The organism is Marinilabilia salmonicolor, assembly GCF_003003035.1.
Lineage (GTDB): Bacteria > Bacteroidota > Bacteroidia > Bacteroidales > Marinilabiliaceae > Marinilabilia > Marinilabilia salmonicolor_A.
Window position 1 is genome coordinate 1 of sequence record NZ_PVTS01000026.1, and the last position, 12,650, is coordinate 12,650.

At 42.2% G+C, this 12,650-nt stretch carries 12 protein-coding genes; 6 read left to right on the plus strand and 6 right to left on the minus strand.

Features of this window, described 5'->3' with window-relative positions; translation table 11 throughout:
- Positions 1 to 374 precede the first annotated feature (374 nt).
- The 3 genes from nrfH to BY457_RS17865 all read left to right on the plus strand — a co-directional run bounded on the left by nrfH (position 375) and on the right by BY457_RS17865 (position 3,901).
- Positions 375 to 962 (plus strand): cytochrome c nitrite reductase small subunit, encoded by a 588-nt coding sequence (gene nrfH, locus BY457_RS17855; protein ID WP_106154696.1) that lies wholly within the window; start codon positions 375 to 377, stop codon positions 960 to 962.
- Between the two features lie 55 nt (positions 963 to 1,017).
- Entirely contained in the window at positions 1,018 to 2,532 is a 1,515-nt protein-coding gene (gene nrfA, locus BY457_RS17860) for an ammonia-forming cytochrome c nitrite reductase (RefSeq protein WP_106154697.1), read from the plus strand.
- 127 nt (positions 2,533 to 2,659) lie between these two features.
- Positions 2,660 to 3,901 carry a hypothetical protein gene (locus tag BY457_RS17865; RefSeq protein ID WP_106154698.1) on the plus strand — a complete coding sequence of 414 codons (1,242 nt, stop codon included), beginning with the start codon at positions 2,660 to 2,662 and terminating at the stop codon, positions 3,899 to 3,901.
- A 91-nt stretch (positions 3,902 to 3,992) separates the two neighbouring features.
- Here BY457_RS17865 and rplI read toward each other — a convergent pair whose 3' ends face one another.
- The 6 genes from rplI to BY457_RS17895 form a co-directional block, all read right to left on the minus strand.
- Complete coding sequence (rplI, locus tag BY457_RS17870) at positions 3,993 to 4,439, minus strand: 50S ribosomal protein L9 (RefSeq protein WP_106154699.1); 447 nt, start codon at positions 4,437 to 4,439, stop codon at positions 3,993 to 3,995.
- Between the two features lie 17 nt (positions 4,440 to 4,456).
- Positions 4,457 to 4,726 carry a 30S ribosomal protein S18 gene (rpsR, locus tag BY457_RS17875; protein ID WP_010663642.1) on the minus strand — a complete coding sequence of 90 codons (270 nt, stop codon included), beginning with the start codon at positions 4,724 to 4,726 and terminating at the stop codon, positions 4,457 to 4,459.
- A gap of 3 nt (positions 4,727 to 4,729) precedes the next feature.
- Positions 4,730 to 5,080 (minus strand): 30S ribosomal protein S6, encoded by a 351-nt coding sequence (gene rpsF, locus BY457_RS17880; RefSeq protein ID WP_106154700.1) that lies wholly within the window; start codon positions 5,078 to 5,080, stop codon positions 4,730 to 4,732.
- 199 nt (positions 5,081 to 5,279) lie between these two features.
- Positions 5,280 to 6,272 (minus strand): dihydroorotate dehydrogenase-like protein, encoded by a 993-nt coding sequence (locus BY457_RS17885; RefSeq protein WP_106154701.1) that lies wholly within the window; start codon positions 6,270 to 6,272, stop codon positions 5,280 to 5,282.
- 33 nt (positions 6,273 to 6,305) lie between these two features.
- A complete protein-coding gene (gene gltA / locus BY457_RS17890; RefSeq protein ID WP_106154702.1) occupies positions 6,306 to 7,808 on the minus strand; it encodes an NADPH-dependent glutamate synthase in 1,503 nt (500 codons plus the stop codon).
- An 11-nt stretch (positions 7,809 to 7,819) separates the two neighbouring features.
- Positions 7,820 to 8,647: a sulfide/dihydroorotate dehydrogenase-like FAD/NAD-binding protein gene (locus BY457_RS17895; RefSeq protein WP_106154703.1), complete on the minus strand. Its 828-nt coding sequence runs from the start codon at positions 8,645 to 8,647 to the stop codon at positions 7,820 to 7,822.
- A 249-nt stretch (positions 8,648 to 8,896) separates the two neighbouring features.
- On the opposite strand from BY457_RS17895, the gene BY457_RS17900 reads away from it, so the two are divergent.
- The 3 genes from BY457_RS17900 to BY457_RS17910 all read left to right on the plus strand — a co-directional run bounded on the left by BY457_RS17900 (position 8,897) and on the right by BY457_RS17910 (position 12,409).
- On the plus strand, positions 8,897 to 9,253 hold the full coding sequence (locus BY457_RS17900; protein ID WP_258176790.1) for a translation initiation factor: 357 nt from the start codon (positions 8,897 to 8,899) through the stop codon (positions 9,251 to 9,253).
- Between the two features lie 58 nt (positions 9,254 to 9,311).
- Positions 9,312 to 9,722 carry a hypothetical protein gene (locus tag BY457_RS17905; protein WP_146131008.1) on the plus strand — a complete coding sequence of 137 codons (411 nt, stop codon included), beginning with the start codon at positions 9,312 to 9,314 and terminating at the stop codon, positions 9,720 to 9,722.
- A 302-nt stretch (positions 9,723 to 10,024) separates the two neighbouring features.
- Complete coding sequence (locus BY457_RS17910) at positions 10,025 to 12,409, plus strand: TonB-dependent receptor (protein WP_106154705.1); 2,385 nt, start codon at positions 10,025 to 10,027, stop codon at positions 12,407 to 12,409.
- Positions 12,410 to 12,650 lie beyond the last annotated feature (241 nt).

Sequence of the window (12,650 nt, forward strand, 5' to 3'; positions counted from 1 at the left end):
ACTTAGTTTATAGACGGACTTTAAATAGTACTGTGGAAAATACTTTATGGAGAGGTAGCAGTTGGGTAATCTGTTGTCAGAATGGATTGCGTGCCTGATAGCACCACGGAGTTGGTAAATCGTGTCATGATAATTCTTTGGATTAGATGTTAAGATTTTTGTCGGGGGCCCTTTCCCGACTAATGATGTTGCAAATTAAAAAGGATGGTGGAGGATGTCAAGTGAAATTATGACCAATAATTAAGACTAATTACAAATTACCAAAAAAATGTAAAAAATATTTAAAATCAGCATGTGTTTTTTGTAATTTTAATACAGAAAAAAAGAGGTAATTCATTGCCTGAATCCTAAAAACAAACATTAACAACCGGACTATGAAGCAATTCAAATTCATTCGATGGTTTATTCCTCCTGACCAATGGAGATTCCCTGTTATCATTATGCTTGGGATATTTGCAGGACTGGGCGCTTTTGTGATTCATATTTCCAAAGCTCCCTCCTACCTTTCAGATGAGCCCTCCACATGTGTAAATTGTCACATTATGGCTCCTCAATATGCCACCTGGAGCCACAGTTCTCACAGGGAGTGGACCAACTGCAACGATTGTCATGTACCGCACAACAACATTGCGAATCATTACTTTTTTAAAGCCAAAGACGGCTTACGACATTCCACGATGTTTACATTCAGACTTGAGCCCCAGGTTATTTTTATTCAACAGGCCGGTAAGGATGTGGTAGATCAGAACTGCCGCAGATGTCACGAAGAACTGATCTCAGACACCAAACTTACCACCATGCAACCTGACATTCACCGCAACATCGAAGACCGGTATTGTACGGATTGCCACAGAGAAACACCACACGGACGGGTTAATAGTCTTTCCAGTGTCCCGGATGCAAAAGGAGTTCCCCTCCCGGACAGTCCTGTTCCTGAATGGCTTCGTTCAGAAAAGAATTAAGACAAAGAACTCATCATAATTATCATCAGACCAAAATCCTTAAAATCTTATCAATATGAAACCTATTAGCGACCAGATAAAAGAAAAACCATGGCTGGGATGGCTCATCTTTTTTGCCACCATTGTTGTAGTTTTCATTCTTGGCCTCTTTGCCTCCTCTATTGTGGAGCGCCGTGCCGAAGCACAATTCACCTACACACCTCAGGTAGAGCATAGTCAGTATGAACCCCGTAATGAAGTATGGGGAGAAAATTTCCCCCGCCAGTATCAGACTTATATGCAAACCAGCGATACTACTTTTGAAAGCAAATATAACGGAGCCAAAAGAATAGATATGCTGGCCAAATATCCTGAATTCGTGATACTTTGGGCTGATTATGGATTCGCAAAGGAGTACAACCAGGGGCGTGGTCATTATCATGCCATCGATGACATCAGGGAAATCTTACGCACAGGGGCGCCCATTGACGGCAAAGAAAGTCCTATGCCCAACACCTGCTGGACCTGTAAAAGTCCTGATGTACCCCGCCTGATGAGCGAAATTGGCCCTGCTGAGTTTTATCGGGGTACCTGGGAGGAGAAAGGCCACGAAATTGTTAACCCCATTGGTTGTGCCGATTGTCACGATGCTGAAACAATGAACCTCCGCATCTCACGTCCCGCATTGATTGAAGCTTTCGAACGCCAGGGAAAAGACATTACCATGGCGTCACATCAGGAAATGCGATCTTTAGTGTGTGCTCAATGTCATGTGGAATATTATTTTAATAAAGACAAAGTCGAGGGTGTACAATATCTCACCTTTCCCTGGGACAACGGTTTTGCCATTGAAGATATGGAAAAATATTACGACGGCATGGAATTCTCTGACTGGACACACGGCCTGAGTCGTGCGCCAATGTTGAAAGCCCAGCATCCGGATTACGAGGTCTATTCAACCGGAATTCATGCTTCCAGAGGTGTTTCCTGCGCCGATTGCCATATGCCCTATATGAACGAAGGAGGACAGAAATTTACTGATCACCACATCCAAAGTCCGTTGAACAATGTGGCCAACTCATGTCAGGTTTGTCACCGCGACGAAACCGAAGAACTGGTGGCTACTGTTTACAAACGTCAGGATCAGATTGCTCATAACCGCGAAAAGCTCGAAGAACTGCTGGTTCGTGCACACGTGGAAGCCAAGCATGCCTGGGATTTTGGGGCCACAGAAGAGCAAATGGAGGATATCCTGATGGACATTCGTCATGCACAATGGCGTTGGGACTTCTCAGCTGCAGGTCACGGAAACTCTTTCCACAACCCTGTTGAACTGGGCCGTATCATTGGCGACGGTATCAGCATTGCACAGGAATCACGTATTAAACTGGCCCGCGTACTTGCCAGCCTGGGACACAACGAAGCCATCGAATATCCCGATATCAGCACCAAAGCCAAAGCTCAGGCGTATCTTGGAATGGATATGGCCACTTTGAATCAGGAAAAAGAAACATTCCTGAATACCGTGGTTCCCCAATGGCTTGAAAAAGCAAAAGAACGGGAAGCAAACTATCCTGTTCAAATCAATTAGATGCTGACGGAGTTAAAAGCTCCAACCAAAAATATAAAAGTTCCAATAGCGATTTCTCAATAACCGGAAACGTAATTGGAACTTTTTTAATCAATTCCCTTTTTATCAAAACCAAAAACCTTGAAAAATGAACATTATCCTGAAACATTCATGGATCATTTTAACCCTTCTGGGGTGCTTTTTTGTTCCAAAAGTCAATGCTCAGTTTTCTTTATCAGGAGAACTGCGTCCGAGAACAGAATACAGTCACGGACAAGGGATGCCGGCTTTTGAGGATCAGAACTCATCACTCTTTACTTCTCAAAGAACAAGACTCAATTTTGGTTATGCGAATGATGACAACGTAAAACTGGGCATTGTGCTGCAGGATGTGCGTACCTGGGGAAATCAGCCACAGCTTGTGGGCAATGAGGATTTCGCCACCTCCATTCATCAGGCATGGGGCGAATTTGCCATTACCGATGGTTTCTTTATCAAGGCCGGACGTCAGGAACTGGTTTACGATGACTCCAGGATACTTGGCAATGTAGGTTGGGCACAACAGGCGCGGTCGCACGATGTAGCCCTTTTCAAATATACTGACGATTTTAACCTGCACATCGGAATTGCTCACAACGAAAACGATGAGCGTACCAATAATTATTACGGCGGACCGGATGCCTATAAAAACCTTCAGTTTATATGGTTCAACAACAACTCCGACAACCTGGAATACAGCATTCTGCTTCTTAACAACGGAATTGCCGGAGCTGTCCCTGCAAATGGCAGCAACCAGGATGTTTATTACAGCCAGACCATTGGCGGACGCATACAGAGCAGTATTGACAACATAAATATAGCAGGAAACCTCTATTATCAGACCGGCAAAGATGCTGCAGATCGCGATTTGCGTGCCTTTGAAATAGCATTGGAAGCAAATACAGAGCTGGACGGGATAAAGATTGCCGGTAGATATGAACTGTTATCAGGTACAGAACCAGGTGAAACAGACAACAACTCTTTCACACCGTTGTACGGAACCAATCACAAGTTCAATGGATTTATGGACTACTTCTACGTGGGTAATCACATCAATTCGGTGGGCCTCCACAATTTACAGTTTACCGGAACCATTCCACTCGGAAAGTCAACGTTGAGAGGTGATTTACACTATTTTGCCAGCCATAAGGAATTTGATGACGGGAATTTTCTTGGGGTGGAACTGGATCTGGGACTTACTGTGCCGGTCAACAATGCAGTAACCTTTTCAGCCGGATATTCTCAAATGTTTCCCTCCGACCGTCTGGCCTTACTCAAAGGAGTAACCAACAAAGGAAGCCTGCACAACTGGGCCTATCTGATGCTGTCCTTTACACCGGAATTCTTATAAAACAAAAAAGTCTGACCCCGGTTAAAGGTCAGACTTTTTATGCTGTTTGTTTGAAAACGTATCGTAAATTAATACTAAGTAAGTGGATGAATTATTCTGAAACTACTTCAAAATCAATTTCCACTTTAACATCTCTGTGAAGTTTTACCACAGCTTTGTAGCTGCCCACTTCTTTCACTGCATCTTCGGCAATTGAGATGTTCTTGCGTTCGATGTTGAAACCATCTTTTTCCAGGGCTTCGGCGATCTGAATATTGTTTACAGAACCGAAAATTTTACCTGTAGAGCTGGTTTTAGCACCGATGGTAACTTTCTTACCTTCGAGCTGTTTAGCCAGTTCCTGAGCTTCATTGCGGATTTTCTCTTCTTTATGCGCCTGCTGCTTTTTGTTTTCGGCAAAAACTTTCTTGGCCGATTCGGTAGCAAGGATAGCGATTCCGCGTGGAATAAGATAGTTACGTCCATATCCCGGACGCACAGTTACTATATCATTTTTGTGACCCAGGTTGGTCACATCTTCTTTCAAAATTACTTCCATCTTGTTTTCCTCCTTGTTTATTTCATCAAATCGGTTACATAAGGCAACAGCGCCAAGTGACGGGCCCTTTTAACTGCCTGAGATACTTTTCTCTGAAATTTCAATGAAGTACCGGTCAAACGACGGGGCAAAATTTTACCCTGTTCGTTGAGGAACTTCTTCAGAAACTCAGGATCTTTGTAATCCACGTACTTAATACCGTTCTTCTTGAAGCGGCAGTACTTTTTCTTTTTGATTTCAACCGACGGAGGCGTCAGATATCTGATTTCGCTTTGATTTTGTGCCATGGTTTAGTTCTCCTTTCCTTCTTTTTTGGTTGCACTTCTTCTTTTTTCGCTGTACTGAATGGCGTACTTTTCCATTTTAAAGGTCAGGAACCGGATGATACGCTCATCACGACGGTACTGCACTTCCAGCTTGTCGATAAAAGTTGGATCGGCTTTGAACTCAAACAACTGGTAAAAACCGGTTGATTTCTTCTGGATGGGGTAAGCCAGCTTTCTAAGGCCCCAGTTCTCCTGGTGTACGATTTCTCCCCCATGCTCAAGAATCATGTTCTTGAACTTTTCCACCGTCTCCTTCATCTGACCATCAGACAAAACGGGAGTTAAAATGAAAACGGTTTCATAATGGTTTTGCATAAACTCTAAAAATTAAATTAAACATTACTTTATGCTAATGCGGCGCAAAAGTAGTATTTTTTTCTCAATTTACCACAAACCAATTGTCAATTACCAGTTATCAATTACCAATTACCAGTTATCAATTGCCAGTTATCAGTTATCAATAATCATTTTTTTTATGACAATTGCTCATTGATCATTGCTCATTGTTCATTGATCACTGTTGGTGTTGTCCGAAGTACTTCATAAACTGGGCACGTTCAAACACTTCCCCATGATTCGGAACAAGCTTTCGTCCGAAACGGTGTACCTCATCAATATTAGCCAGCTGTTTTTTCTCCATCCATTTCTCAACACCCGACAGCAGATCACGAATATATCCGGAACCATTTTTATAGATTGCCGAAACTACCTGAACAGAATTTGCTCCGGCCAATAACATTTTGAAAAACGTATCGGGTGTATGTACGCCCCCTGAAGCACTTAAATCACAGGTTACCTGCTCCTTCAGCATTGCTATCCAGCGCAATGAATCGGTATAATCATTTGGAGATGAATAAACCGGACCTGAAGCGATACGGTCATTTTCCAGATCGATATCAGGACTGTAAAAACGGTTGAACATTACAATGCCATCCACTCCCAACAAATCGAATTGAGAAACAATATTGCCCAAATCGGTAAAATAAGGGCTCAATTTTACCGATACGGGAATCTTAACATGCTCTTTAACCCGTTTTACAATCTCAAAATATCCTTTTAAAATCTCTTCAGCAGAAACATTGATTTTGGAGGGAATACGATAAAGATTCAGTTCCAGCGCATCGGCTCCTGCATCTTCCAGCAATTTGGCATACGAAAACCACTCTCCCACCGAATAGCAATTGATACTGGCAATAACCGGAACATCAGCTTTCGATTTTATCTCATCAATCAGTTCCCGCTGCTTTTTAAAAGTATTTTCTTTCAGTTGATAATCAAAATAATCCAGAAACTCAAGATTGCTCTCCTGACTGCCGAGTTTTTCCTTCATATTTTTCTCGTGCTCCAGAATAATCTCTTCCTCGAACAATGATTTTAGAACCACGCCACCAGCACCAAAATCAACCATTTTTAGGATGGAATCAATTGAACCGGTTAAACCGCTACTCCCTATAAGTAATGGGTTTTTAAGTTCTAATCCGAGATATTTTGTCTTTAAATCAGCCATTTTAAGATTTTTTGGTAAGAGTTTGTTGAAAATTTAGTTGCTGTCGGTTACTGTTTCAGACTTAAAAGTGCCTGAAAACTTAGCATCCATTGCTTTAGCAGCCTTTCGACCGTCACCCATAGCAAGAATAACGGTAGCTCCCCCTCTTACAATATCTCCTCCGGCAAACATAAAAGGCACTGAAGTCTGCAGCGATTCATCATCCACAACCAGGGTGCTCCAATCAGTCGTTTTTAAGTCGGGGAGTGACTGAGGAATCAACGGATTCGGTGAAACCCCTACACTTACCACAACCGTATCCACATCCAGAAGATATTCGGACCCGACAACCGGCACCGGACGTCGACGACCACTGGAATCAGGCTCGCCAAGTTCCATACGCTGAATCCGGGCCTGACGAACATATCCTTTAGAATCGCCGATGTATTCGATTGGATTCTGCAAATTCATGAATTCAACACCCTCCTCTTTAGCATGTTTGATTTCTTCAACACGGGCAGGCATTTCTTCTTCCGACCGGCGATAAATAATCATCGCTTTTTCGGCCCCCAGACGCAGCGCAGTACGCACCGAGTCCATAGCGGTATTTCCGCCACCAATAACAGCAACCCGTTTCCCTTTAAGAATAGGTGTATCGGTTTCGTTTTTATTGGCCTCCATCAAATTGACCCGGGTAAGATATTCATTGGAACTAAGAATCCCCACCAGATTTTCACCCGGAATTCCCATAAAACGTGGCAATCCGGCACCACTCCCAACAAAGAAAGCTTCAAAACCTTCTTCTTTAAGATCCTCTACGGTAGCTGTTTTTCCAACAATGAAGTTGGTTTCAAACTTCACACCCATTTTTTTGAGGTTCTCAATTTCCACATCCACCACCTCGTTGGGCAAACGAAATTCCGGTATTCCATATTTCAATACACCTCCTATTTGATGTAATGCTTCAAATACCGTAACGTCATATCCCAGTTTGGCCATATCGCCCGAGAATGAAAGACCCGCAGGGCCTGAGCCAATACAGGCTACTTTTATATTCTTTGATTCAGCAACCTCAGGAACAGAAATATTTCCTGATTCACGTTCATAATCGGCTGCAAAACGCTCAAGATAACCAATCGCAATAGCAGGCTTGTTTAATTTCTGAGTGTAAAAACAAGTCGCTTCACACTGTTTTTCTTGCGGACAAACACGTCCACAAACAGCCGGAAGAGCACTGGTTTCCTTCAAAACCTTTGCTGCTTCAAGAAATTCTTCTCTTTCAATATTCTTAATAAACTTGGGAATATTGATCTCCACGGGGCATCCCTGAATACAGGTAGGATTGGCACAATCCAGACAACGCTGTGCTTCAAGAACAGCTTCCCCGGCTGATAACCCACTATTTACCTCTACATAGCTATGACTGCGCTCAATGGGATCGGCTTCGGGCATCTTTACCCTTTCAAAACCGGTTCGCTCCTTATTTTTAATTTTTGCTCTAAGTTCTTTTCTCCAGGCAGCATCCCGCTCCTGTTTCAACATATCTTGTTTATCCATGATTTTTCTGTTTACTTATGCTGGTTCAGATAACGATCATTGGCATCTTTTTCAAAATCTTTATACCCGCTTAGACGCATCAACATTTCATCAAAATCCACTTTATGGGCATCAAACTCGGGACCATCTACGCAGACAAACTTTGTTTTTCCATCAACCGTAACCCTGCATGCACCGCACATTCCGGTTCCATCCACCATAATTGTATTCAGACTGGCAATAGAAGGGATTTCATATTTTCGCGTTACTTCCGCAGCAAACTTCATCATAATAGCGGGACCAATAATAACAGCCTCATCGACTTTCTCACGCTTAATGACTCTTTCCATCCCTTCGGTAATAAGACCTTTCTCTCCATAAGAACCGTCGTCGGTCATCACAATCACCTCGTCGGAAAACTCACGAATCTGGTCTTCCAGTATAATCAGGTCTTTACTCCTGGCAGCTATAATTGAAATCACTCTGTTTCCGGCCTTTTTGTTGGCTTCAACAATAGGCAACAGAGGTGCTACTCCTACTCCGCCTCCACAAGCGAGAATGGTTCCTGCTTTTTTAACATCTGTAGCCTGCCCCAATGGCCCCACCAGGTCAGTAATCATATCACCGGGTTCCAACTCCGCAAGTTTCCTGGAAGTCACTCCTACACGCTGAATAACAAGTGTAATGGTACCTTTAGCAACATTTGAACCGGAAATTGTGAGCGGAATCCGTTCACCTTTCTCATCTACACGTAAAATTACAAAGTGTCCGGCACGTCGTGCTTTTGCAATGCGAGGTGCTTCAATTTCCAAACGAACAACATTCTCGGAAAAAAATTCTTTACTTACAACTTTATTCATTTTGCAACTGGTAAGTTATAAATTAGGTTTTGATTCTATTTTTTACATTACAATCATGCAAAAAATTGAGTGCAAAAGTAATAATATCCTATTTCAGGGCAAAGAATATACTCTGCAAGGCCCCTAATTTACAATGGATAAAAATAACTAACATACATTATCCAACTTTTTAACCCAATTTATTGACATCTTCGAACTACGTTTCACAAATTATCCCCTATTTTTGTCATGTAAATAAACAAAAACACTATGTGCGCAAAAAAGAGAAAGAACACTCAGGGAGGAATGGTTTTTAGCACAAATCCTGATTTTGATCCCAATGATTTTATTGAAGAGGAGGAAGTAGAGTTTCTGGCTCCGGAAAAACAAAATCTTCGGGTAATGCTCGACCGTAAACAGCGCAAAGGCAAAGTAGTGACTCTTGTCACCGGGTTTCAAGGACCGGAAGAAGATTTACAGGAACTGGGGAAAAAACTAAAAAGTGCATGCGGAACAGGTGGTTCAGTAAAAAATGGGGAAATTATTATTCAGGGCGATTTTTGCAACAGAATCATCGAGCATCTAAAAAACAATGGGTTTTTAAAGACAAAAAAATCCGGTGGATGAAAAAATGCCAACATTTAGGGATAGGACACTTTAATTAAGGGTGTTATTTTTGCACCCGATGAAGAAAAGTTTTACATACTTAAGAACACCCATCAGTAAGAAACCAATAAGTGTGTCATTAATTCTGGCGCAATTATTTATTATTGTTTCCTACGCATTCTTCATCCACACACACATTTTAGGGGATGGTACCAGAATTATTCATGCTCACTTCTTCACTGAACAGGTAGCGGATAATAATGAAGCCGACTCAAACTCCACCTCGAATGAAGAGTCCAAACAGCACGAACACACTTCATATAGCTATTCGTTTTTTTCCGTTTTCAATCATTTTTTTAAAAACGGATTAGCTGAATTTAGTTTTAATCAGTCTTTTCAAATTTTCACCTGGTTAGCTCAAAAACCGGGAACCCCATTTTCTTCAGAAACTTTCAGCTTATTAAGAGCTCCTCCCGTCCATTCCGTTTAACACCCCAAATTGGCAACAATTAAAAAAGCCCGGAAAATCTAAAAGGTTTTACCAGTCTTAAAAAGAACCATTAACGAAAAACATTGCGTTGGGTGATCTAACCGGTTCATGCTGTCTGAAACAAATCCTGTTTCAAAGATGGAGAGCTTTTGGGCCAATGAGACTGAGAACTTGTTTTCACGAATAAAAAATCAACTCTCAAAAAAAGTATTTCATCCTGTTAATGGGCCAACACATAAAAGAAACCACAAACCCGGCATGTGCTCAGGCCGGCTCTGACAAAGATAATAAACTACAAATAAATGAAATTTAGCAACTTCACTCACTTCATTTTTCTCTTCTTTGTGTTCACCAATTCATTTCTGGTTTCAGCAACCGGAACCCGCGAAGGAAAAAATCCTCCAACTGCCATACTGGAAGGACGCATCACCACCAATGGAGACCCATTGCCTTATGCAACGGTACAGATAAAATCGACCATGATTGGTGCAGCGACAACGGAAAATGGTTATTTTGAAATTTCTGCACCTGAAGGAAAACAAACGGTTGTGGTAAGAGCATTGGGTTACAAACCTGCAGAAAAAGAAATAATGATAACTGCAGGGGAAACCCACCATTTAAAACTGGACATCGAAGAGGATATTTTGGGCCTAGAACAAGTTGTTGTCACCGCTGACCGAAACAGTGAAAAAAGAAAAGAATCTTCAATCATTGTCAATACAATTAATAATGCGATGCTTCAGGCTGTACAGACAGCCAACCTTAGCGAGGGACTGGCATACAGCCCAGGCCTGCGAATTGAAAACAATTGTGGAAACTGTGGTGCAAACTCACTGCGCATGAATGGGCTTGACGGGCCCTACTCTCAAATTCTGATTAACGGAAGACCTATTTTCAGCGGGCTGGCAGCGGTGTACGGACTGGAACTGATGCCATCCAATATGATTGAGCGAATTGAAGTCGTTCGCGGGGGTGGTTCGGCATTATACGGAAGTAACGCTATTGCCGGAACAGTAAATGTCATAACCCGGGAACCTGTTAATAATCAATATTCCATCAGTGCACAAACTTCACAGATTGGAAGTTTTCTGGATGAAGCAGACACCGGCAATGAACAGCAGGTCAATTTCAACGCAACACTCACCGGTGAAGAGAATAAAAACGGACTGGCCCTTTTTGGCTCACTAAGAAAACGGACTCCGTTTGATGCAAATGATGATGGCTTCTCCGAACTTTCCGAGATTAACAACAACACGCTGGGCGCACAGTGGTCGTTGCGAACCGGATACAAAAGCAAACTGGTGACCGACTTCTTTCATATTAGCGAACACCGAAGAGGGGGAGACAGTTTTGACCTTCCTTACCATGAGGCATGGGTAACAGAAGCTACGGAACATAACATCAATACCGGCAGCATCTCCTGGCATTTGTTTACAGGAGCAAATCAGGAACTTAATACCTATTTGGCAGCCCAGGACATCAAAAGAGATTCTTACTATGGGGCCGGAAAGGCTTTGGATGGGTATGGCAATACACATGATTTGACTTACTCGGGAGGTGTTCAGTACAAAATCCTTACTCCGGGCATGAATATCATCTCAGGTGCCGAAATTAATGGTGGCAACCTATTGGATAAGAAGCTGGGATACCGGGAATTTCAGGTTAATGAGAATACTATGGAAATTTCGGAAATAGAAGTTCCTTCGCGTACCATTGCCGATCAGGAAACAATGGTTGGAGGAGCATTTGCTCAACTGGAAAAGAAACTTCATGACTTTTCTATTTCCGGAGGTGTGCGTCTGGATCATTACAGTATTACTGATAACATCAGCGGCAACAACATATCTAACAATGTTTTAAGTCCCAGATTTACCTTATTGTATGGACTGACAAATCCTTTTCAGGTGAGAGCCAGTTATGCAAAAGGTTACAGAGCACCCCAGGTTTTCGATGAAGACCTGCATATAGAAACCTCTGACAGCCGACAGGTAATCCACCAAAATGATCCCGGACTTAAACAGGAAACAAGTCATAGCTTCACCGGGTCACTGAGCTACACCAGTGAAAGAGATAATTCAAATCTGGAATTGCTTGCTGAGTTTTTTCATACAAAACTCCAAAACCCGTTTTCGAATGTAATAGGAACACCCGATGCCAGCGGAAAAGTAATTTACACCAGAGTAAACGAAAAGGAAGGTGCCACCGTTCAGGGAGTAAATATTGAGGCAAAATGGGCGCCTTCTGCCATCTTTGATATAAATGCAGGGTTTACAGTACAAACGAGTGAGTATGGTGCGCCCCAGGATTTTGATGAGACCAGATTTTTAAGAACCCCGGATAATTACGGATTTTTCACCCTCAACTGGAAACCCAAAGGACATTGGGAATTTACCACCAACGGAATCTATACCGGAAAAATGCTCGTTCCTTATTTTGGACCTAAAGCGGCTGACCCGGAAACCGGATATATCAATGAATCGGAAGTTTTTTTCGATTGGGCTGTCAAAGTAACCTATTGCCTGGAAACCAGCGTGGGTGATTTTGATTTCTTTACCGGAGCAAAAAATATCCTGAACAGTTATCAAAATGATTTTGACACCGGCAAAGACCGGGATCCCGGATATATCTATGGTCCTGTGAACCCAAGAACTGTTTATGCAGGATTGAAAATCTCAAATATTTTTTAACATCACCAATAATGAATGAAAGTGTTCAAACCACATAAGCCCCATAAGGGAAAAGATTAGTGGTTAGCATACAGCTTCCAACAAATGCACATAAAACAACAATTTTTCAATCAATTGTAATTATTTCCAAATGAAACGAGCATGGCAACGATTGCCACAAGAGAACATGTATAAGTTCTTACATGCGAGTTCCATCAGACCAATAACTTAGTTTAATTATATACTGATGAAACGAACATGA

What these genes read in the sequence shown, in the direction of transcription:
- rpsF (WP_106154700.1), bottom strand. Translation starts at nt 5,080, where the DNA reads ATGCAAAACCATTATGAAACCGTTTTCATTTTAACTCCCGTTTTGTCT.
- rpsR (WP_010663642.1), bottom strand. Translation starts at nt 4,726, where the DNA reads ATGGCACAAAATCAAAGCGAAATCAGATATCTGACGCCTCCGTCGGTT.
- BY457_RS17895 (WP_106154703.1), bottom strand. Translation starts at nt 8,647, where the DNA reads ATGAATAAAGTTGTAAGTAAAGAATTTTTTTCCGAGAATGTTGTTCGT.
- BY457_RS17885 (WP_106154701.1), bottom strand. Translation starts at nt 6,272, where the DNA reads ATGGCTGATTTAAAGACAAAATATCTCGGATTAGAACTTAAAAACCCA.
- BY457_RS17900 (WP_258176790.1), top strand. Translation starts at nt 8,897, where the DNA reads ATGTGCGCAAAAAAGAGAAAGAACACTCAGGGAGGAATGGTTTTTAGC.
- nrfH (WP_106154696.1), top strand. Translation starts at nt 375, where the DNA reads ATGAAGCAATTCAAATTCATTCGATGGTTTATTCCTCCTGACCAATGG.
- BY457_RS17905 (WP_146131008.1), top strand. Translation starts at nt 9,312, where the DNA reads ATGAAGAAAAGTTTTACATACTTAAGAACACCCATCAGTAAGAAACCA.
- rplI (WP_106154699.1), bottom strand. Translation starts at nt 4,439, where the DNA reads ATGGAAGTAATTTTGAAAGAAGATGTGACCAACCTGGGTCACAAAAAT.
- nrfA (WP_106154697.1), top strand. Translation starts at nt 1,018, where the DNA reads ATGAAACCTATTAGCGACCAGATAAAAGAAAAACCATGGCTGGGATGG.
- BY457_RS17910 (WP_106154705.1), top strand. Translation starts at nt 10,025, where the DNA reads ATGAAATTTAGCAACTTCACTCACTTCATTTTTCTCTTCTTTGTGTTC.
- gltA (WP_106154702.1), bottom strand. Translation starts at nt 7,808, where the DNA reads ATGGATAAACAAGATATGTTGAAACAGGAGCGGGATGCTGCCTGGAGA.
- BY457_RS17865 (WP_106154698.1), top strand. Translation starts at nt 2,660, where the DNA reads ATGAACATTATCCTGAAACATTCATGGATCATTTTAACCCTTCTGGGG.